Origin of the sequence: Gilliamella sp. Fer1-1 (assembly GCF_001690825.1) — a bacterium.
GTDB lineage: Bacteria > Pseudomonadota > Gammaproteobacteria > Enterobacterales > Orbaceae > Gilliamella > Gilliamella apicola_C.
Genome location: NZ_LZGX01000019.1, coordinates 1 through 21309, shown reverse-complemented (window position 1 = coordinate 21309; position 21309 = coordinate 1). Strand labels below are relative to the sequence as shown.

At 35.7% G+C, this 21309-nt stretch carries 17 protein-coding genes, 1 rRNA gene and 1 pseudogene; 12 read left to right on the top strand and 7 right to left on the bottom strand.

Going from position 1 to position 21309, the window contains the following annotated elements; all coding sequences use genetic code 11:
• Positions 1-207 precede the first annotated feature (207 nt).
• The 3 genes from A9G28_RS02200 to rhlB form a co-directional block, all read right to left on the bottom strand.
• Positions 208-1488 carry a DUF2345 domain-containing protein gene (locus tag A9G28_RS02200; protein WP_081301480.1) on the bottom strand — a complete coding sequence of 427 codons (1281 nt, stop codon included), beginning with the start codon at positions 1486-1488 and terminating at the stop codon, positions 208-210.
• Entirely contained in the window at positions 1445-3094 is a 1650-nt protein-coding gene (locus A9G28_RS02195) for a type VI secretion system Vgr family protein (RefSeq protein WP_065579620.1), read from the bottom strand. The genes A9G28_RS02200 and A9G28_RS02195 overlap by 44 nt, the downstream gene beginning before the upstream one ends.
• 873 nt (positions 3095-3967) lie before the next feature.
• Positions 3968-5197 carry an ATP-dependent RNA helicase RhlB gene (rhlB, locus tag A9G28_RS02190; RefSeq protein ID WP_065579619.1) on the bottom strand — a complete coding sequence of 410 codons (1230 nt, stop codon included), beginning with the start codon at positions 5195-5197 and terminating at the stop codon, positions 3968-3970.
• Positions 5198-5349: 152 nt separating this feature from the next.
• Here rhlB and trxA point away from each other — a divergent pair, with 152 nt between their 5' ends.
• The 5 genes from trxA (at position 5350) to nrdG (ending at position 11868) form a co-directional block, all read left to right on the top strand.
• Positions 5350-5676, top strand: a complete 327-nt coding sequence (trxA, locus tag A9G28_RS02185; RefSeq protein WP_065567314.1) for a thioredoxin TrxA — start codon at positions 5350-5352, stop codon at positions 5674-5676.
• A 379-nt stretch (positions 5677-6055) separates the two neighbouring features.
• A complete protein-coding gene (rho, locus tag A9G28_RS02180; RefSeq protein ID WP_034910472.1) occupies positions 6056-7318 on the top strand; it encodes a transcription termination factor Rho in 1263 nt (420 codons plus the stop codon).
• A gap of 175 nt (positions 7319-7493) precedes the next feature.
• Positions 7494-8909 (top strand): NADP-dependent phosphogluconate dehydrogenase, encoded by a 1416-nt coding sequence (gene gndA / locus A9G28_RS02175; protein WP_065579618.1) that lies wholly within the window; start codon positions 7494-7496, stop codon positions 8907-8909.
• A gap of 342 nt (positions 8910-9251) precedes the next feature.
• Entirely contained in the window at positions 9252-11390 is a 2139-nt protein-coding gene (gene nrdD, locus A9G28_RS02170; RefSeq protein WP_065567325.1) for an anaerobic ribonucleoside-triphosphate reductase, read from the top strand.
• A gap of 13 nt (positions 11391-11403) precedes the next feature.
• Positions 11404-11868, top strand: a complete 465-nt coding sequence (gene nrdG, locus A9G28_RS02165) for an anaerobic ribonucleoside-triphosphate reductase-activating protein (RefSeq protein ID WP_065579617.1) — start codon at positions 11404-11406, stop codon at positions 11866-11868.
• A gap of 14 nt (positions 11869-11882) precedes the next feature.
• Here nrdG and can read toward each other — a convergent pair whose 3' ends face one another.
• The 4 genes and pseudogenes from can to A9G28_RS12940 form a co-directional block, all read right to left on the bottom strand.
• Positions 11883-12542: a carbonate dehydratase gene (gene can, locus A9G28_RS02160; protein WP_065579616.1), complete on the bottom strand. Its 660-nt coding sequence runs from the start codon at positions 12540-12542 to the stop codon at positions 11883-11885.
• A gap of 62 nt (positions 12543-12604) precedes the next feature.
• A complete protein-coding gene (locus A9G28_RS02155) occupies positions 12605-13666 on the bottom strand; it encodes an FAD-binding protein (RefSeq protein ID WP_065579615.1) in 1062 nt (353 codons plus the stop codon).
• Positions 13667-14292: 626 nt separating this feature from the next.
• The gene (locus tag A9G28_RS14000; RefSeq protein ID WP_442903254.1) at positions 14293-14421 is read right to left on the bottom strand and encodes a GTP-binding protein; all 129 of its coding nucleotides are present in this window, start codon (positions 14419-14421) and stop codon (positions 14293-14295) included.
• A 138-nt stretch (positions 14422-14559) separates the two neighbouring features.
• A pseudogene (locus A9G28_RS12940) lies at positions 14560-14756 on the bottom strand (CstA-like transporter-associated (seleno)protein).
• Between the two features lie 308 nt (positions 14757-15064).
• Here A9G28_RS12940 and murA point away from each other — a divergent pair.
• The 7 genes from murA to A9G28_RS02115 form a co-directional block, all read left to right on the top strand.
• The gene (murA, locus tag A9G28_RS02145; protein ID WP_065579613.1) at positions 15065-16321 is read left to right on the top strand and encodes a UDP-N-acetylglucosamine 1-carboxyvinyltransferase; all 1257 of its coding nucleotides are present in this window, start codon (positions 15065-15067) and stop codon (positions 16319-16321) included.
• Complete coding sequence (locus A9G28_RS02140; protein ID WP_065579612.1) at positions 16321-16896, top strand: DJ-1 family glyoxalase III; 576 nt, start codon at positions 16321-16323, stop codon at positions 16894-16896. The genes murA and A9G28_RS02140 overlap by 1 nt, the downstream gene beginning before the upstream one ends.
• A gap of 12 nt (positions 16897-16908) precedes the next feature.
• Entirely contained in the window at positions 16909-17814 is a 906-nt protein-coding gene (locus A9G28_RS02135; RefSeq protein ID WP_065579611.1) for a cation diffusion facilitator family transporter, read from the top strand.
• Between the two features lie 84 nt (positions 17815-17898).
• Entirely contained in the window at positions 17899-18861 is a 963-nt protein-coding gene (pfkA, locus tag A9G28_RS02130; RefSeq protein ID WP_065567323.1) for a 6-phosphofructokinase, read from the top strand.
• 219 nt (positions 18862-19080) lie between these two features.
• Positions 19081-19332: a GNAT family N-acetyltransferase gene (locus A9G28_RS02125; protein WP_065579610.1), complete on the top strand. Its 252-nt coding sequence runs from the start codon at positions 19081-19083 to the stop codon at positions 19330-19332.
• A gap of 109 nt (positions 19333-19441) precedes the next feature.
• Positions 19442-20551 carry an acyltransferase gene (locus tag A9G28_RS02120; protein ID WP_065579609.1) on the top strand — a complete coding sequence of 370 codons (1110 nt, stop codon included), beginning with the start codon at positions 19442-19444 and terminating at the stop codon, positions 20549-20551.
• Positions 20552-21107: 556 nt separating this feature from the next.
• Positions 21108-21309 (top strand): 16S ribosomal RNA (locus A9G28_RS02115); the annotation flags it as partial.

Genomic DNA, 21309 nt, shown 5'->3' with positions numbered 1-21309 from the left:
TTTTTTTGTCTTCATTTGTGTGATTGACACAATCCCAGCGAACCCATAACCGCTCTACATCTTCAGCTTCGGGATTAACCTTTTTTAAAAAAAATGACATTTTTTTATTTTGCATCACATATTTTAAGGATGGTTCTGTCACAATTTTGTAGTCTTCTAAATCCATTGTTTTATTTCCTATTATTGTTTTTATTGTTTTTATTGTTTTTATTGTTTTTTGATTTTGGCTTTAGCTAAAAGATAATCAATGAGATTTTTCTGATTGCTGTATGGTCCAATTGCGTCTTTTAATTCTTTTATTAAATCTTCATGATAGATCTGTGTATACGCCTTGCTTGTTTTTGCAACAATTTCTTCCGCATAACTTAAGTAATCAATTATTTCATTTGCATTGCCAATTTTAATTGCTTTATGTAGACGTTGTGCGTTGGCTTTAGCTAAGATGTCATCTTGATCGGGGTAAGCGTAAGCATATTTCATACCCGTTGGCACATTTTTTAATACCACTTTTCCTTCGCGATCTAATTTGCCTTGACGCAATTCACCATTTTCGAAACGTACTATGTATTTTGTCATCGGAATGGGGTAACCATCTTCTGTTTTAAGTTCTAGCGTGATGCCTTCTTGCATATCTTGCTCAGTAAATAATGCTGGTACATCAATTGGATCGTAATTTAATTTAGCAACGCCCATCTTCTGCATGACATTACATTTAAGATAAATATTATCTTGCGTACCCAGTTCAATGCCTTCACTGCTGATTTTGATATAAGAGCCACCACAGATTAGGGTCAGCGCTTTAGTAGCTGTTATCTGTGTTTCACCATCAACACTGTCTATTTTTATATCTTGCTTAGCCGCCATATTGAGGTTGGCATTTTGGGCTTGCACTGCAATATCGCCTTGGTTGGCAAACAGTTTCATGCCTGATTTATGAGCAAATAGTCCTATTGCGTCGCCAGATGATACGGTGATGTTTTTTAATGCGGTGATATCGGTTTGGTTTTCACTGGTTAGGGCTAAGCTATTACCTGTTGTCAGTTGGATGTTTTCTGGGCTGGTTAAGGCAATGCCTTCTTGCGCATAGGCCAATATGCCACTTTGGGTTAGCTCACTTAAGTTGGCTTTAAGCTGGTCTTGACTGTCGGTATCCGCGCTGTGCGCCTCGGACTGAGTAGCGGCATTTTGTAGCGCTTTGGCAATCGATAAGGCATTTTCAAGTTGGCTTATTGCCGCTTGCATATCCAGTTGTTTGCCTTGGGCTTTCGGCTCGGTTTGGGTGGTTAAGTATAAGCCTTTGTTGGCAGCAATCACCCCCCATTCATCCGTCCTCAGTTCAAAGCCTTCACCACGTTGTGCTTTTTTTTCGTTAACAAGGTGACCGAGATTAAGTTGGCTTTTGCCGTATTCGGTGGCAAGTTTGATATGCTCTTGTCCGCGTTTATCATCCATGCGCAGTTTGTTGTTGGCGGGGGGTGCGAATGACATTGCGGTGTTTGTTAATGGTGGTCACATGGTCAGGGTGGGCGCTGTCGTGCATTGCATGGGCAATATACGGCCTATCTGGATTACCATTCATAAAGGCAATCGCCACTTCCGTGCCGTCAATTAACGGGAAGTGAAAGCCATAAGTGTTACCCGAATAAGGTTTGGCTAAGCGTACCCATAGGCTTTCAGTGCCTTTTTTCCACTCTTTTAAGTCAAAGTTAAAGTTAACTCGGTAGCGCCCGTGAGTGTCAATATAGCCATAGGTGTCATTATCAGGGCTAGTCACTCGTGCGGGTAAGGTGCCACTGACTTGTGGCCAGCGTATAGGCGCTGGGCGATAGGGTTTTAAGGCTTGATAGGGAATGGCGGTAAAGGTAAGTGCATAAGCATCGGTACGGTTACCTTGCCCTTGCACACTTAAAATAACCACCCCTTCTTCAATCGATTTTAACGGACTGCCTGTGATGTTAATAAGTTGCCCAGGAGCTAATTGATAGCGGTTGCTTTTACCCGTGAGGATTATTTGCTGGCTAATCGCCTGCTCATGGCGAATACGGGCATACCATTGACCGCTTTCAATGGCGTTATCTTGTTCAATGCTGTCATCTTGCGGTGACGGGTTAGCGGTTTGTACTTGGTTGGAATTAGTGGCTTTGTCATTTGGCTTGCTCTGCTGACCTTGTCCGCTTTTATAATGCTCTTCGTAACGGTAATCAGTGCCTTGCGTGGTGGTGGTTTTCGGTTGGGTGTTGATATCGGTGAGTAAATCGGCTTTGGCATCACGGTAGTTATAGTCTTGAACGGTCACTGAGGCGGGTACCACTTCGCTATGTAAGGTGATATCCCAAACACTTTCTATGCCCGTATCGGCCATACCACTCGGCGGTTTATAGTCGATATTGGCCACCTGTGCATAGCCTTGTTCATAATCACTTAACACCATCACATCACAGTCATGCTCGGCGTGGATTTCAAAGCGGAACCAGATACCGACATCAGCCAATAAGCGTTGAATAAATTCCAGGTCGCTTTCTTGCCACTGGGTGATAAATTCCCGTTCAGGATAGCTGTCTTTGAGCGCTAACCGGTAATCAATGCCGGTAAAGCCGTGACTGCGTAGCACTTCTTCAACCACACTGACCACGCTTTGATTTTGAAATATAGCACTATTTTTCCCTATCGCTAAGCGAGCTAATCGGGAAGATAACACGACTTGGTAATGAGCTTCATCTTTATTGACTGATAGCTGGCTAAATTCAGTGATAACCCCATGCAAGGTGCGTTTATTCGTCACGGCGGGCAAGTCGCTTAACGAACGAATAGCGGAAGTTAATGGCTTGTTAATAACAGGATTAAAGAAGAAAGTCGATTTTTGATTAAGGAACGCATCGGGCGATAAGGTTTTGTCAGGGCTGGTAAAGGTAATCACATAACGCCAAGGTTGGTTTAACTGCTCATTACCGTCAACATGCAAAACTGAAATTGGTGCGGTCAGCCCGTCAACGGTTAAGGTATAGCGGTTGTGACTAACACCCCCTAAACCGGCCATTAAATGGCTAAACTCGCCACCGAGTTGATCCAAAAGATGATTAAGCTCGTTTGCCATGGTGTTCTCCCTTTTCCTTTAAATCAGTGCAAGCTATTTTTAATTGATGTTGTTAATTTATTGTTATATCTGGTTTGATTTATTATGACCGATAATTTAAGTGAGATATATAACGTTGTCAAATAAAATATTTGTTTTTTATCAATTGGTTATTTTAATATTAAAAGCTTATGTTAGTTGAATAAGTATGTTATTGATAGCAAAAGGCTTGGTAAATCGAGAATAGGTAAGCTGTTTTTTAACTCTTGTGCGTTGCATATTTAGAAAAGGCATTTGCCTATTTTTTGCTAATATACAGTTATTTTCAAAATTTTTTTGAGTATTCTTTCCAAAATTTAATGGATGTCAATTATGGCCGTGTAATAGAAAAAATAGCGATAATAAATTTATATAATACTATTTAAACGTGTCTTTGGAATTAACTATCTTAATTGTTTTTACAAGAAATTGATTTTATTCTTAAACAAATATTTTTATGAAGTTTTTTGGTAACCTTACTTATTGTTTTAGATAGCCACATAGTTTGCTTTCTTTTGTTCTATGTTTTACCTATTTTAGACTTAACAGCGTAATTAGCATGAAAATCTTAGTGGGTTTTTCTGCTTTATCTGCATTTCGTGTGCGTAAAATCTTATCTGTTTTTCGTGAAAAATCCATTACTGATTATTAATCATTACTGTTACTAATATTGAAGCGCAATATTTAAAGCGTTCAACTATGAAATTAAATTGGCATGTTATTATTTTTACAAATTAAAATAATATTAATCAGTTAATTATTATTCAATTTATTGTCATGGGCGGTGTATCATAATAACAGTTTTATCTTAAAAGCCATTGAATTTACGATAAAACTGTTATTTTTATAATATTTTTATGTAGATGATCTTCTACGTGATGGACGCCGAAAAGGTTTTGGCGTTGGTAAATCAACTAATAATGCAGAAGGGTCATACTGGCTAACGGGAATAGCATGATCAATTGCTTTTTCAATTGCGGGTAAGTTTTGCGAATAGCGCTCGCAGGCAAGGGAAATCGAGTATCCCTCAGCTCCCGCCCGCCCTGTACGACCAATACGGTGTCTGTAATCGTCACAATCATCAGGTAGATCATAATTAAATACATGGGTCACATTAGGAATGTGTAAACCTCGTGCAGCCACATCGGTTGCAACTAAAATATCAAGATTACCTTGTGTAAATTGCTCTAAAATTGATAAACGTTTTTTCTGAGCAATATCGCCAGTGAGTAATCCAACACGGTGCCCATCAGCAACAAGATGTCGCCAAATCTTTTCACAAGCCACTTTGGTATTAGCAAACACAATACAGCGATCTGGCCATTCTTCTTCAATAAGTGTTTGTAAAAGCGCTAATTTATCTTCATTTGATGGAAAGAATAGTTCTTCTTTGATTCTGTGACCAATCTTTTGTTCTGGCTCAACTTCAACATACTGTGGATTGTTCATATGTTCAAATGCGAGCTCACGCACATTATGTGTTAATGTTGCAGAAAATAGCATGGTTAGCCGTTTTTGCGGCGGCGTAATGTGTTTGAAAATCCAACGTACATCACGAATGAATCCTAAGTCAAACATACGATCGGCTTCATCTAAAACGACAACTTGAAGCGCCTCTAGGTTGATATAATTTTGTTTAGCATAGTCGATTAATCTTCCTGTTGTGGCAATTAATATATCTACGCCGTTAGATAGCATTTTTAATTGTTTATCGTAGCCATCGCCACCAAAAGCTAATCCTAATTTTAAACCTGTTTCTTCAGATAACGCTTGTGCATCATGATAAATTTGCACAACTAATTCTCGTGTGGGTGCAAGAATTATAGCTCTTGGTTGATTGGTTTTGTGATCAGGTAAAGGTTTATGATTCAACAGGTGATTAAATGTTGAGGCTAAAAAAGCCATTGTTTTGCCAGTTCCTGTTTGCCCTTGCCCAGCAATATCGATCCCTGTAGTGGTTAATGGTAATGTTTTTTCTTGGATTGGCGTACAGTAAACAAACCCTTTTTTCTCAAGTGCTTTTAACACCAAAGGATGAAGAGGAAATTGACTAAAAGTTGTTTGGGTAAGATATGATTGAATCATTATGGTTGCAGATATAATTATCAGAATCTGGAGATTATAACATACTAAATACCGTGACATCACTAATAATTATGTCCTATTATAATAATTACTAGCCGAGAAATGCAAAGTAATCTATTATTGTGTCAAGTTAAAGTATGTTGGAGATAGAAATGAGTAATAATATCGTTCTTTTATCGGAAGAGACATTCGATAAAACAATTAATGAATCAGCAAAACCTGTACTCGTTGATTTTTGGGCTCCATGGTGCCAACCCTGCCAAATGATTGCTCCTATTCTGGAGGAAATAGCTCAGGAATATAATGATAAAATTATTATTGCCAAATTGAACGTTGAAGAAAACCCTAATGTAGCGCCTAAATTTGGTATACGAGGCATTCCAACATTGTTGATTTTTAAAAATGGGCAAGTGGTTTCGACTCAAGTCGGTGCGCTATCTAAAGCGGAGCTTAAAAATTTTATCGATTCTCAATTATGAAATAGCCTTTATATTGCATAAGAACTAAGAATTGAATAAAAACTAAGATAATAATTATTAAGAGAGTAGTGCATTGTGTACCGCTCTTTTTGTTTGGCTTTACGAACAAGACTAATTAATGCAATTAAATCTAGACATATTGATATTTTTAGTGTAAATTGCGAGCTTCTTACAAATACTCCTTTCTACAAATTCATTGTTTTTATTGGTAAAGTGGTGAAATTCTACATACAGATCTTTAATTATCATCAATAGCTTAGTAATCGATTGAATTTATGTGCTGTAAGGGAAAGAATTTTTTATAAGTAAATGAAACAAAGATACACAAATAGTATTAATTGCAAACATATCAATTTTATCCTCAAGAATTTTTAAAATTATGAATTTAACTGAATTAAAAAACACTTCTGTCTCTGAGCTTGTAGCGCTTGGTGAGAAAAAAATGGGGCTTGAAAATCTTGCCCGCCTTAGAAAACAAGACATTATTTTTGCGATTTTAAAGCAACATGCCAAAAGTGGTGAAGATATTTTTGGCGATGGTGTGCTGGAAATTTTACAAGATGGTTTTGGCTTTTTACGCTCTGCTGACAGCTCTTACCTAGCAGGACCAGATGATATTTATGTATCACCAAGCCAGATTCGGCGGTTTAATTTACGGACGGGTGATACTATTGCAGGTAAAATTCGCCCACCAAAAGAAGGCGAACGTTATTTTGCTTTACTGAAAGTTAACGAAGTCAATCATGATAAGCCAGAAGATGCCCGCAATAAAATCCTTTTTGAAAACTTAACTCCCCTTCATCCAAATTCTCGTTTACGTATGGAACGAGGCAATGGCTCTACAGAAGATATCACAGCGAGAGTACTTGATTTAGCCTCGCCAATTGGTAAAGGTCAACGTGGTTTGATTGTTGCACCGCCTAAAGCTGGTAAAACAATGCTTCTACAAAATATTGCACAAAGTTTAGCGGTGAATCATCCTGAATGTGAATTAGTCGTTTTAATGATTGATGAACGACCAGAAGAAGTGACCGAAATGCAGCGTTTAGTTAAAGGTGAGGTTGTTGCTTCAACATTTGATGAGCCGGCTGCAAGACATGTTCAAGTCGCTGAAATGGTTATTGAACGAGCTAAACGTTTGGTTGAACATAAAAAAGATGTCATTATTTTATTAGATTCGATCACCCGACTTGCTCGAGCTTATAACACCGTTGTTCCATCATCAGGTAAAGTATTAACTGGTGGTGTGGATGCGAATGCACTGCATCGACCAAAACGCTTTTTTGGTGCTGCTCGTAATGTAGAAGAGGGCGGTAGCTTAACTATTATTGCCACTGCACTGATTGATACGGGTTCTAAAATGGATGAAGTCATTTACGAAGAGTTTAAAGGTACAGGTAATATGGAAGTTCATTTATCACGTAAAATTGCTGAGCGCCGTGTGTTCCCTGCTATTGACTTTAATCGTTCTGGTACGCGTAAAGAAGATTTAATGACTTCACCGGATGAGCTACAAAAAATGTGGATTTTACGTAAAATTCTTAATCCAATGGGTGAAACTGATGCGATGGAATTTTTAATCGATAAGTTAGCCATGACTAAGACTAATGATGAATTTTTTGAAATGATGAAGCGTTCATGATTTGTTCAGTTGATAATAAATATTATTAAAGTAATGAAAAATAGCCGTATTGTATTCTGATACGGCTTTTTTTATGGCAGAATATAGCGTAATTTATAAAACTTAAGTACGTTATAGATATTGTTAAAAAAACCTTATGGTTAAGGTTATAAAGGTTTAATAAAGGAGCCAAATTATGTCAAAACAACAAATCGGTGTTATTGGAATGGCGGTTATGGGGCGAAATCTTGCACTTAATATCGAAAGTCGCGGGTTTTCTGTTGCTATTTATAATCGTTCTAAAGATAAAACCGAACAAGTCATGGCTGAGCATTCTGATAAACAGTTGGCTCCTTACTTTACGATTGAAGATTTTGTCAATGCATTAGAGAAGCCTCGCCGTATTCTTATTATGGTGCAAGCAGGTAAAGGGACTGATGCGGTGATTGATGAGCTACGTCCATTATTAGATAAAGGCGATATTATTATTGATGGCGGTAATGCTTATTTTGAAGACACCATTCGTCGCAATAAAATGCTTTCAGATGAAGGTTTTAATTTTATTGGTACAGGCGTTTCTGGTGGTGAAGAAGGTGCACTTAAAGGGCCTTCAATTATGCCCGGTGGACAAAAAGAGGCTTATGAGCTAGTTGCACCGATATTAGAGAAAATAGCCGCTAAGGCTAATGGTGAACCTTGTGTCGCTTATATCGGACCAAATGGCGCGGGTCATTATGTGAAAATGGCTCATAATGGTATTGAATACGGCGATATGCAACTGATAGCTGAAAGCTATTTTGTATTGAAACATGCTGTGGGTTTAACTAATGATGAACTAGCTGATGTGTTTACCGACTGGAATAAAGGTGAATTAGATAGTTATTTGATTGAAATCACAGCCGATATCTTTAGACATAAAGATGATGAGGGTAATTATTTAGTTGATGTGATTTTGGATGCAGCAGGTAATAAAGGCACAGGGAAATGGACCAGCCAAAGTGCATTGGATTTGGGGGAACCTTTATCTTTAATCACTGAGTCTGTATTTGCACGTTATTTATCAGCCATTAAAGATCAGCGCATTTCGGCTGCAAAAGTGTTAAAAGGTCCGCAAAACGAACCATATAGTGGTGATAAGAAAGTGCTTATAGAGAAGGTTCGTAAAGCGCTGTATATGGGTAAAATCATCTCTTATGCGCAAGGTTTTGCGCAGTTAAAAGCCGCATCTCATAAGTACCAGTGGGATTTAAATTATGGTGAAATTGCTAAAATTTTTAGAGCTGGATGTATTATTCGCGCCCAGTTTCTACAAAAAATTACTGATGCTTATACTGATAACAATGAGATCGATAATTTATTATTGGCACCTTATTTTAATCAAACAGTTGAGGCTTATCAGCAATCATTACGTGATGTGGTGTCTTTAGCTGTACAACAAGGTATTGCAGTTCCAACACTTTCGGCAGCTATTGCCTACTATGATAGTTATCGTTCTGCGGTATTACCCGCTAATTTAATTCAAGCGCAACGAGACTATTTTGGTGCACATACCTATAAGCGTATAGATAAAGAAGGTGTGTTTCACACCGATTGGTTAAATATTGAATCATAGTATTTTCAATTTCTAATTCTATTTTTTTAACAAAAGTGCAGAACTTGCGGGCACTTTTGTTTCTCTTCTTTTCTCTTTTTATATCCCAATAATTTATAAATACTTGTCATTATTGATTTTAAACTTGTCAAGTTATTTTATTTATTAAAAAACCTAGAAAAACACTATATATGGTGTATAATTCGCTAACATTTACTATATATAGTATTTTCTAAGCAATGTGAGAACTTTGATTTCTATCATAAAAACTTAATATTCTGGTAAAAAATAATAATTATATGAATATTTTTACTGATATAAATCTATGCCAATTGCTAATTATTAATGAATATTGAGGAGCATATTATGCCTGTAGTAATTAAACGAGATGGTTGTCAAACTGCATTTGATGAGACTCGAATTAACGATGCCATTGTTAAAGCTGCTGTGGCAGCCAATGTTCATGATCCAGATTACTGTGCAACAGTTGCTCGTGTTGTGACCAATCAAATGAGTGAATATGATAGTGTTGATATTAACGAAATTCAAAATGCAGTTGAAAATCAGTTAATGTCAGGTCCTTATAAAAAATTAGCGAGAACTTATATTGAATATCGTCACGATCGTGATCGTGCCCGAGAGGAGCGTAGTCGGTTAAATCAAGATATTCGAGGGTTAATTGAGCAAAGTAATGTTGCTATTTTAAATGAAAATGCTAATAAAGATAGCAAAGTAATACCGACTCAGCGCGATTTACTTGCGGGTATCGTGGCAAGGCATTATGCTAAACAATATATTTTACCAAAAGACATTTCTCAAGCTCATGATTGCGGTGAAATTCATTATCATGATTTAGATTATGCGCCATTCTTCCCAATGTTTAACTGTATGTTAATTGATTTAGATGGTATGTTAACTAACGGATTTAAAATGGGTAATGCTGAAATTGAGCCGCCAAAGTCAATTGCAACAGCGGCAGCTGTAACAGCACAAATTATTGCGCAAGTCGCTAGCCATATTTATGGCGGTACGACAATTAATCGCATTGATGAAGTTTTAGCAAAATTTGTTACCGTCAGTTATAACAAACACAAACAAGTGGCTGAAGAGTGGGATATCCCAAATCCAGAAGCTTATGCTGAAAGCCGTACCCAAAAAGAGTGTTATGATGCGTTTCAATCTTTAGAGTATGAAGTCAATACTTTACATACCGCTAATGGTCAAACACCGTTCGTTACTTTCGGTTTTGGGTTAGGAACTAGCTGGGAATCACGATTAATTCAACAATCTATTTTAAATGTTCGTATTAAAGGACTTGGCAAAAATCACAAGACAGCGGTTTTCCCAAAACTGGTTTTTGCAATTAAAGATGGTATTAATCATAAACAGGGCGATGCTAATTATGATATTAAGCAACTTGCACTTGAGTGTGCAAGTAAGCGGATGTACCCAGATATTTTAAATTACGATAAAGTTGTTGAGGTGACTGGCTCATTTAAAACCCCAATGGGTTGTCGCAGCTTTTTAGGCGTTTATGAAGAAGATGGTCAGCTAATTCATGATGGTCGAAATAATTTAGGCGTAATTAGCTTAAATTTACCTCGGATAGCTATTGAAGCTAAAGGCGATGAAGCACGTTTTTGGGAAATTTTAGATAAACGTTTGGCTATTTGTAAAAAAGCATTAATGACGCGTATTGCTCGACTTGATGGAGTAAAAGCCCGAGTTGCCCCGATTTTATATATGGAGGGAGCTTGTGGCGTAAGGCTTAATGAAGATGATAGTGTTTCTGAAATCTTCAAAAATGGTCGGGCTTCAATTTCTTTAGGATATATTGGTCTTCATGAAACGTTAAATGCCTTATACGGAAATCAAGCACACCCATTTGATAGCGATAAATTACGTGAAAAAGGAATAGCAATTGTTGAGCATTTACGTAAGGCGGTAGATCAATGGAAAGATGAAACAGGTTATGGCTTTAGTTTATATAGTACACCAAGTGAAAATTTATGTGATCGATTCTGTCGGCTTGATACTGCTGAATTTGGCGTGATACCTGGTGTTACTGATAAAGGTTATTACACAAACAGTTTTCATCTTGATGTTGAGAAAAAAGTTAACCCATATGAAAAAATCGAATTTGAAAAAGCTTATCCATCAGTGGCAAATGGTGGCTTTATTTGCTATGGGGAATATCCAAATATGATAAATAATGTTAAAGCATTAGAGGATGTTTGGGATTATAGCTATGCCCGAGTTCCTTATTATGGTACTAACACACCAATTGATGAATGTTATGAATGTGGCTATACGGGAGAATTTTCGTGTACCAGTAAAGGTTTTGTTTGCCCAAGTTGCGGTAATCATGACTCTTCAAAAGTTTCTGTTACTCGCCGTGTTTGTGGCTATTTAGGTAGTCCAGATGCTCGTCCATTCAATGTGGGTAAGCAAGAAGAAGTGAAACGTCGTGTTAAACATTTGCATAATGGGCAAATCGGATAATAATTAAATAGTTATGAATTATCATCGTTATTATCCTGTTGATGTTGTCAATGGCGAAGGGACTCGCTGTGTGCTTTTTGTTGCTGGATGTGTACATCAATGCCCTGGTTGCTATAACAAAAGTACATGGGGTATCAATTCTGGTTTGCCATTTACTCAATCACTTGAAGATCAAATTATCAAAGATTTACAAGATACTGAAATAAAACGCCAAGGATTATCACTTTCTGGCGGTGATCCATTGCACCCACAAAACGTTCCAACTATATTAAAATTGGTTCAACGTGTTAAATCGGAATGCGCTAACAAAGATATCTGGCTTTGGACTGGGTATAAACTTGGTGAGTTAACAGTCGAACAACAAGCTATTATTCCTTATATTGATGTATTAATTGATGGAAAATTTATTCAAGAACTCGCTGATCCTCGCCTATTATGGCGAGGAAGCAGTAATCAAATTATTCACCGTTTTAAATAAAAATGGTTAGTTAATTATTGAGACTTGTGTAAATTTAGAAGATAGGAAATCGCTTCGCGGTAGTTAATTTCAAGATTTTCGCTACTTGACGAGGATATGTGTAAGTCAGTAATTTTACCATTATGAATTCCATAAACCCAGCCATGTAAATTCACTTTTTGCCCTCGTTGCCATGCTGATTGAATGATAGTGGAGTGACCTAGATTGTAAACTTGTTCAATCACGTTTAGTTCACATAAAACATCTAAACGAATATCCGCTGGAAATTCACCTAGTAGTGAGCTATTTCGAAACCACAGATCTCGAATATGCAACAGCCAGTTGTTAATTAGTCCTAAATCTGGGTTTTCAACCGCATCTCGAATTCCCCCACAACCTAGATGACCACAAACAATGATATCTTCGATTTTAAGGACATCTACAGCATATTGCACAACGGATAAACAGTTTAAATCAGTGTGTATTACAAGATTACCGACATTTCGATGTACAAATAATTCACCCGGTTTTAGCTTAATAAGCTTTTCTGCTGAAACACGACTATCTGAGCAGCCGATCCACAAAAATTTCGGATTTTGTTCAATGGCAAGTTGTTTAAAAAATTCTGGATCTTCTTGCTCTATTTTTTCTGACCATTCGTGATTAAAACGAATCAAATCTTGTACATCAAACATAATTGATATTTCCTCATCTATTTCATTATTATTTTTATTATTATATTTTTGTTTATTTTACGTTATTCAATTTGCCTAATATGTTGAATCTTACTTTTCATGATCAACTTACGCCAGAAAGGCGTCGTTAATAATTTAGCTTTAACAATTTTGCAATAGAGTTTTAAACGTAGTGGAATTGTGCGTTGATAATAACATTTATTTGGTTTCGGATGTTTACTGTTTAAAATCTTACTTAAAATTTCCGCACTATCCAATGCATAACTAATTCCTTCTAAAGAGCTAGCACTGATAAATCCAGCAGCTTCGCCAATTAGAAATATGTTTTCATTGCCAGTATAAAAATCACGTAACCGATTTGGGTAAACCACTAAACACTTTTCTGTTTTGACTGGTTTACTAAAAATAAACCCCTGAGCTGTTAATTTTTCTTTTAATTGCTCAAAATTTTGATTTGCCACTTTTTTAGGAAAAGCGCCACCAAAAATAAAATAACCATTTTTTGAAATGCTCCAAGCATAGCAATTTGTCGTTTGATTATCAAAAATGCACGAATTAAATGGATTTGGGTGCTGTTCTACAAACCATTGTTGTATAGCTACATATTGCCTTATTGTATGCTGAGGATATCGCATTCTTCTAACAAGCGAGTTGGCGCCATCAGCACCTACTACATATTGCGCTGTGATATTATATTCGGTTTTGTGTTCATCAATATAAGTAATTTGATAACCATCAATAATGCGCCTTACTTCTTTACAAAGCGTATTATGAAGAACGGTTACTTTTGACGGTATCAGTGATTTTAACCATAGATCAAATTTGTGTCGATCAAAACTCACATAACTTCGTTGGTAATTGCGAACAAGTTTTGTTTGTAAGTCATAAGTTTTGACACTAAAAATTTGAGGATTAGTTAAAATATCAGTGGGTAAATTCAGCTTTTGTCGAACAAAAGCTTTTTGTGCATCATCTGCTAATAATCCACCACAAGGTTTATGAAAACCTTCATCTGTAGATTGATGTTTTTTATCTAATGCAATGACTTTGAACGACGGGCTAAGTAAACGAGCTAGCGTGCTGCCTGCAGGCCCAAGCCCTATAATTGCGATATCATAATCCATGTTATTGTACTGCTTGCTTTATCACGGTTAAAAAAACTTTCATGTTAGCAAATTAAATTCAATGTGGCTATTAGAGATATCGTTTTCTGTATACCAACTAGCTTGTCAAAAAGTTTCAGGAATGTATACCGTTTCAGCATATAATATAATTTTTTTCAATATGTTAAATTTGTTATTGACCTGATGCTGTTTTTTTAATGCTTGATATAGTTCATTACTTTGATCAAAGCGCTGTATAGCAAGCCAATATGATTTTGGGATTTGCTCTTTTACTTCTTCAAAGATAGTCGCTTTGTGGTGGATTTTATAAATTCGGTGAATCACTTTAGCTTTTTATTCATTGCCAACGTGATCAGTTTTAGTTAAAAAATGATGCGATTTGAAAAAACAATTTGTGAAAGAACTATGTGATATTCATTAATGTGATATTCAGTAAAATGCTTTAAAATATGTTGCGCATCTACCAGTGTAATAATCGATCAAGTTGGATTTTTCTCGAATTAGATCATCAATAAAAACGGCTCGAATCATTGGTGCCAGATCCCAGATTGGCAAGATCAGTTGGTAGGATAATCTACCAATCAAATTGTAATTCACCCTGCTTAGTGTTTTACGTGTAATTTATATCATGCTTCGGTTAGTTTTCCTTGCGCGCTACAGTAAATACAGCCATTGGTCATTTCAACGATTTGAATTTTAGTGTTAATATTTAACAAATTACTATCAATGCTTACTGAGCTAAATTCGTTTTCGATAATAATGGCTTTTCATCACGGTTATGTTGTTTTAATAAATAATTAAGGTGTGTTGTCTTACCTGAGCGAAGAAAGTTATTAAGATTACAGGTAATAATGAATTAGTAATAAAATCTTTTATTTATAGCTTTTTAATTATTAGCAATATTTAAAACCACCTTTGCCATTGTCTTTTTCCTTCTAGTGCTTTTTAAAAAAACTTTATCAAACATAGGGAGTTGCTTTGGGTGGGTAAGCTTCATATGCTGAACATAATTATCATAACCCAAAGTGCCCACCATCAGTTTTGCAGTTTGACCAAGGTATTTCCCTACTTTAGAGAGAGAATCAAACATATTTTTCTCAGATTGAATACGATATTATTGAAATATAAAATCTTTAAATGGTTATATCGCATAACTCAAATTATAATGACGAATGCAGTATATACCAATAAAGGTGGGAATTTGCCTGAGCCAATCATTGATTAATTGTAATGATTATTAGATTCGCAAATAAAAATCAAATTTTTGATAGCGTTTGATTTTCTGTACTTTTAGTTGATTTGAAAAGAATAGCACTTTAATTTTTTCATGAAATTCATTTATCTATTAGTAAATAACTTCTATAATGTTTGCCAATTTATCACGCATAAGAGTTAATAATGGAAAAGTTTCACGTAAAAGGCCCTACCACGTTAAACGGTGAAGTGGTTATTTCTGGCGCAAAAAATGCTGCGCTGCCAATTTTATTTGCTGCCATTTTGGCTGAAAAGCCTGTTGAACTTAGAAATGTTCCCAAGTTGAGAGATATTGATACGACTTTGGAATTGCTAAGTCAACTAGGTGTAAAATGTGAGCGAAATGACTTTATTCATCTTGATGCGGGTCATCTTAATAACTATTGTGCGCCTTATGAGTTAGTTAAAACTATGCGAGCTTCAATTTGGGCTTTAGGTCCACTTGTGGCACGATTTGGGCAAGGACAAGTTTCATTGCCTGGTGGTTGCGCTATCGGAGCAAGGCCTGTCGATCTTCATATTACAGGTCTTGAACAATTAGGTGCAACTATCACGCTTGATGAAGGTTATGTTAAAGCATCAGTAAATGGTCGGCTTAAAGGTGCTCATATAGTGATGGATAAAGTAAGTGTTGGTGCAACCGTTACTGTTATGTCAGCAGCAACTTTAGCGGAAGGTAAAACGATAATCGAAAATGCAGCTTGTGAACCTGAAATTGTTGATACAGCTAAATTTTTAAATATGCTAGGCGCCAAAATTACAGGTGCAGGTACTATGCGTATTGAGATTGAAGGTGTTGAACGCTTAGGTGGTGGTGTTCATGAGATTGTTTCTGATCGCATTGAAACAGGGACTTTTTTAGTGGCAGCTGCGATATCCAAAGGTAAAATTACTTGTCGTAATACTGATCCCACTTTGCTTGATGCTGTGCTTTCTAAGCTGAAGGAAGCTGGTGCTAAAATTGAATTTGGTAAAGATTGGGTGTGTTTAGATATGCAAGGAAAAAGAGCGAAAGCAGTGAATATTCATACCGCACCTCACCCAGGGTTTCCTACTGATATGCAAGCTCAATTTTCATTATTAAATATGGTTGCTGAAGGCACAGGGATCATTAAAGAAACGATTTTTGAAAATCGGTTTATGCATGTGCCTGAATTAATTCGTATGGGAGCCAGAGCAGAAATTGAAGGTAACACCTTAATAACTCACGGTGTCGAAAAGCTCAGTGGTACACAAGTAATGGCAACGGACTTACGAGCTTCAGCAAGTTTAGTTTTAGCGGGTTGTATAGCTGAGGGGCTAACTACCGTTGATCGTATTTATCATATTGATCGAGGCTATGACAATATTGAAGCAAAATTAAGAAAACTAGGTGCCAATATTGAAAGGATAATAAAATAATGACAAAACAAGCATTGGTGTTTTTATCGGACGGTTGTGAAGAAACAGAAGCTGTGACAACAATTGATTTATTAACTCGAGCAGCAATTAATGTTACGACAGCTAGCATTTCAAGTTCTCGTGAAATTGCCTGCTCTCGAGGCGTAACAATTTTGGCTCAAAAAGTATTTTCAGACATTCAATACATCGATTTTGACGTAGTGGTGTTGCCTGGTGGGTTAAAAGGAGCTGAAAACTTTCGAGATTGTCCATTATTGATTGAGAAATTAAAGCAAACGCATTTAAATGGTGGCATTGTTGCTGCAATTTGTGCTTCGCCAGCTATGGTTTTACAACATCATAATTTATTTCCTAACGCTAATATGACAGGTTACCCAACTACTAAAGGTGCATTCAAAAATTGGAAAGCAGATAGGGTTTATTTTGACAAGTCGAATAACGTTATTACTAGTCAAGGTCCTGCGACTTCTATTGATTTTGCTTTAAAAATTATCGATGTATTGTTAGGCCGAACAAAGGCTGCTGAGGTTGCCGAGCAGTTAGTTCTTCCATTGGGAATTGAGTCTTATCAATAAATTAGGTACTAAATGTCAAATTCACATTTGTACGAAAAGTTAGTTAAAAGAGCAACGTTAATTGCCGTTTTGACCTCTATTTTTCTAATTTTAATTAAATTTATTACGTGTTGGTTAACTGGTTCAATAAGTTTATTTGCTTCATTACTGGATTCAAGTATTGATTTACTTGCATCTGGTTTCAATTTTTTTTTAGTTCGCTATGCGTTAAAACCTGCTGATGATGAGCATACTTTTGGTCATGGCAAGGCTGAATCTTTGGCTGCATTGTCGCAAAGCGCATTTATTATTGGCTCGGCGATAATTTTATTATTTTCTAGTGTTCGATCTTTTATTCATCCTAGCGAATTGCAAATCCCTTTATTAGGAATTATGGTTTCGACAGTTTCAGCGGTAATCACAGGCTTCCTTGTTTTATATCAAAGGCGAGTTGTAAAAATGACTCATAGTCATGCTATTCAGGCTGATATGCTACATTACTCCTCCGACATGTTGATGAATATTGCTGTTATCATTGCGCTTTGCTTAAGTTGGTATGGACTTACTTATGCAGATGCTGCCTTTGCAGCCTTGATTGCTTTATATATTTGTTATAATGCTTACCATATTGCTTATCATGCTATCCAAGATCTGTTGGATCGCGCTTTGCCTGATAGCGATAATGTACGAATTGCTGAAATTATTTCTTCATACCCTGATGTTCTAGGTTTTCATGATCTAAAAACACGACAAGCAGGACCTATAAAATTTATTCAATTACACCTTGAACTCGATGATGACATGCCTTTAATTAAAGCTCACGCTATTGCGGATGCTATTGAAAAATATATTGCAGAAGAATTTTCACCTGCAACAGTAATTATTCATCAAGACCCAGTTTCAGTTGTGCCTGCTGAAATGAAAAAGCAGAAAAATTAATCAGAAATAGCTTTTATTGTCTATTGTTAGATATCTGTTAAGACTCTATAATAACGAAAAGTTAATAAATTGGAGTTATTTAATATGATAAAAAAAATAGGTATTTTAACCAGTGGTGGCGATGCTCCAGGAATGAACGCAGCTATTCGTGGTGTAGTTAGAACTGCATTGGCAGAAGGGCTAGATGTTTTTGGTATCTATGATGGTTATATGGGTCTTTGTGAAGATCGCATTGTTCAACTAGAACGTTCAAGTGTGTCAGATATTATTACTCGTGGTGGCACATTTCTTGGTTCGGCTAGATTTCCAGAATTTAAAGATAAAGCTGTAAGACAAAAGGGCATTGCTAATTTGAAAAAGCATCAAATTGATGCTTTAGTTGTTATTGGTGGTGATGGTTCTTATATGGGGGCAATGCGATTGACTGAAGAAGGTTTCCCATGTATTGGTTTACCAGGTACTATTGATAATGATATTCGTGGCACTGATTATACTATTGGTTATTTTACTGCGCTTAGCACTGCTGTTGAAGCTATTGATAGATTACGCGATACTTGTTCTTCACATAACCGAATTTCAGTAATTGAAATTATGGGACGAGACTGTGGCGATCTAACCTTAAATGCCTCAGTTGCTGGTGGGTGTGAGTTTATGATTATTCCTGAGGTTTCATATACTAAAGAAGATCTAATCGAAGAGATTAAACTCGGCTTTGCTAAAGGTAAAAAACATGCGATTGTGACTGTTACCGAGCATATGTGTGATGTTAAGCAACTTGCTGCAGACATTGAAGCAGCAGTCCATCACGAAACACGGGCAACAGTATTAGGGCATGTTCAACGAGGCGGTTCACCGGTTCCTTATGATCGTATTTTAGGTTCTCGTATGGGAGCTTATGCCGTTGAATTATTGTTACAAGGTGAGGCAGGTAGAAGCGTAGGTGTACAAAATAATAAATTAGTGCATCATAATATTGTTGATGCTATCAATAATATGAAACGCCCATTTGATATTGATCTATATAATACTGCCAAACGATTATTTTAAATCGTTTATTGTGCAACTAAAGCATAATCTACATTAATTAATATCATTCTGTTTTGCTATAGGTGAGCTGTTAAAGATAAAATCTTAAAACAGTCACCTATTTTTTTCTCTACATGTTTTCCTGTAATAGATTTCAGTTATTATAAAAAATTCTTGGATTTTATTAAGTATGGATGTAATTTATAATCAATTAATTACACATATTATGCGGGTAATTTTATGTCATTACGTTTTTTAGAAGAAAGCAATCGCTTTTATGTTTGTGATGCTAATAATAAAGAAATCGCTGAAATGACTTTTACAAGAGTGGGAAAAGATAAAGCGACTATTAATCATACTTATACCGATCCGACATATCGAGGGCAAGGTATCGCTGATAATTTATTAGAGTTAGTGGTCAAACGTCTACGGCAGGAAAATCGAGAAATTATTCCTATTTGTTCATTTGCGGCGAATAAATTGGTTAGGTAGTCAAATCAAGCGTCATCCAATTATTGCATTGATTTATATTGATATTTTTACTGTGTTTTTATATGCTTTTTTTTGTAAAAGAGTATTCTAGTTACATAAATATGTGATAATGTATGCACATTCACTTTCATTATTCACACTATCGAAAATGGTAACAGAAAAACCGCAAAAAATTCATTCTATTCACGTATTACGTGGTGTTGCGATTATTATGATTGTTTTTAGTCATTGCTTAGGTGTATTTAAAAATAATCATTTAATTACAAATAGTTATTTATTTTCTTTTTTAAATTTATTTGCATTTAATTTCACTACTTTTTTTGTATTAATTGCCGGTTTTTTATTTCAACACTTGACTTACAAATATGATACTAAAGCATACTATTTATCAAAATTTAAGACAGTAGTATGCCCTTATATTTCGGTATCACTTTTTTGTTTTATCTTTTTTCATTATCAGTACTTATCCAATTTGCCATGGTTCTCATCAATTGAGCCTAGTGTTATGAATGCGATAGTTCACATGATGCTAACTGGCACACAGCTTCTACCTTTATGGTTTATGCCAATGATTATCATGATATATTTAATGGGACCACTTTTCTTTTATTGGTCGAAAAAAAAATTAATTGTTGCAGGTTTGATTGCTATGTTTTGGGTTGTGATGTTTACTAAACCAGATTTTACTAAACCGTTTTTAAATTTACTGCATTACGGTCCTATTTATCTAATTGGTATGATGATAAAACAAAATTATGAAACTATTATCAAATCAGTAAAAGATAATTTGTTTTTGATAATATCCTTTTTTTGTTTATGTTTTTTCATTCCATTTGCTTATCGCTATATGACTCATTTGGTTGTAGAAAAGCTATATTATGATACATTACAAAAGATCGTTTTATTTATATTAGCACTTTATTTTTTAGATGGGCTCAATCACAAAGAGAATAAAGGAAAGATTTATAAATTTTTCTCTTATATGGCAAATATAAGTTTTCCCATCTATTTTATTCATGAAATCATTGTGCTACAGCTTGAGCATCTGTTATATATCTCTCCATTAAGCAATATAATTAAAACGGATAATGGTTGGTTAGCATCATTGGGGGCTGTAACTTTTTTAGTCTCTACTTTAGTTATCAGTATTATGATTGCCAACCTAATAAAATTGATTTTCAAAAATAACGCAAAATATCTTATAGGTGGAATTCGCTAAATCACGTTATTTATATATTAGTGCTTTTGTGGTAAAAAAAGAATAATTACTATAGTGAGAATAATCGTTCGCTTTTTTAATATATTCAAAATATCAATTAATTTTGAAAAAATTATTGAAAATACTAGGGTTTTTATATTTACATCAAATGCAGCGAACAAAAGGATTTGAACAAATAAAAAACAAACGAGAGGAAAATTGAAATTAATGCTTGCACGAATTTTTAAAGTCCCTATAATGCGCATCCACTGACACGGCGTCAGCGAAAAGCTGAGGCAAGTTAGTGAAAAATTAAGATCAAAAATTTTGAAAAAAGATCTTGACGAATAAAAAAGGTTAGCGTAGTATACGCAACCCTTGAGACAGCGAAGTAAATTAACGGAAAGTTAGTTGATTTAAAAAAGCTGTTAGCTCTTTAAAAATAAGAAACAGACAATCTGTGTGGGCACTTGCGAGACAAAAGATTAAAGTCTACGGACTAAAAAATTAAGTCTTGATAAGTGACACTGAAGATTCATTTGAATATGTCAGAGACAGTTATCGAGCATCAAACTTTAAATTGAAGAGTTTGATCATGGCTCAGATTGAACGCTGGCGGCAGGCTTAACACATGCAAGTCGAACGGTAACATGAGTGCTTGCACTTGATGACGAGTGGCGGACGGGTGAGTAAAGTATGGGGATCTGCCGAATGGTGGGGGACAACAGTTGGAAACGACTGCTAATACCGCATAAAGTTGAGAGACCAAAGCATGGGAC

Excerpts from the sequence above, each read along its gene's own strand:
- A9G28_RS02200 (WP_081301480.1), bottom strand. The coding sequence starts at position 1,488 with ATGTCATTCGCACCCCCCGCCAACAACAAACTGCGCATGGATGATAAA.
- A9G28_RS02195 (WP_065579620.1), bottom strand. The coding sequence starts at position 3,094 with ATGGCAAACGAGCTTAATCATCTTTTGGATCAACTCGGTGGCGAGTTT.
- rhlB (WP_065579619.1), bottom strand. The coding sequence starts at position 5,197 with ATGATTCAATCATATCTTACCCAAACAACTTTTAGTCAATTTCCTCTT.
- trxA (WP_065567314.1), top strand. The coding sequence starts at position 5,350 with ATGAGTAATAATATCGTTCTTTTATCGGAAGAGACATTCGATAAAACA.
- rho (WP_034910472.1), top strand. The coding sequence starts at position 6,056 with ATGAATTTAACTGAATTAAAAAACACTTCTGTCTCTGAGCTTGTAGCG.
- gndA (WP_065579618.1), top strand. The coding sequence starts at position 7,494 with ATGTCAAAACAACAAATCGGTGTTATTGGAATGGCGGTTATGGGGCGA.
- nrdG (WP_065579617.1), top strand. The coding sequence starts at position 11,404 with ATGAATTATCATCGTTATTATCCTGTTGATGTTGTCAATGGCGAAGGG.
- can (WP_065579616.1), bottom strand. The coding sequence starts at position 12,542 with ATGTTTGATGTACAAGATTTGATTCGTTTTAATCACGAATGGTCAGAA.
- A9G28_RS02155 (WP_065579615.1), bottom strand. The coding sequence starts at position 13,666 with ATGGATTATGATATCGCAATTATAGGGCTTGGGCCTGCAGGCAGCACG.
- murA (WP_065579613.1), top strand. The coding sequence starts at position 15,065 with ATGGAAAAGTTTCACGTAAAAGGCCCTACCACGTTAAACGGTGAAGTG.
- A9G28_RS02140 (WP_065579612.1), top strand. The coding sequence starts at position 16,321 with ATGACAAAACAAGCATTGGTGTTTTTATCGGACGGTTGTGAAGAAACA.
- A9G28_RS02135 (WP_065579611.1), top strand. The coding sequence starts at position 16,909 with ATGTCAAATTCACATTTGTACGAAAAGTTAGTTAAAAGAGCAACGTTA.
- pfkA (WP_065567323.1), top strand. The coding sequence starts at position 17,899 with ATGATAAAAAAAATAGGTATTTTAACCAGTGGTGGCGATGCTCCAGGA.
- A9G28_RS02125 (WP_065579610.1), top strand. The coding sequence starts at position 19,081 with ATGTCATTACGTTTTTTAGAAGAAAGCAATCGCTTTTATGTTTGTGAT.
- A9G28_RS02120 (WP_065579609.1), top strand. The coding sequence starts at position 19,442 with ATGTATGCACATTCACTTTCATTATTCACACTATCGAAAATGGTAACA.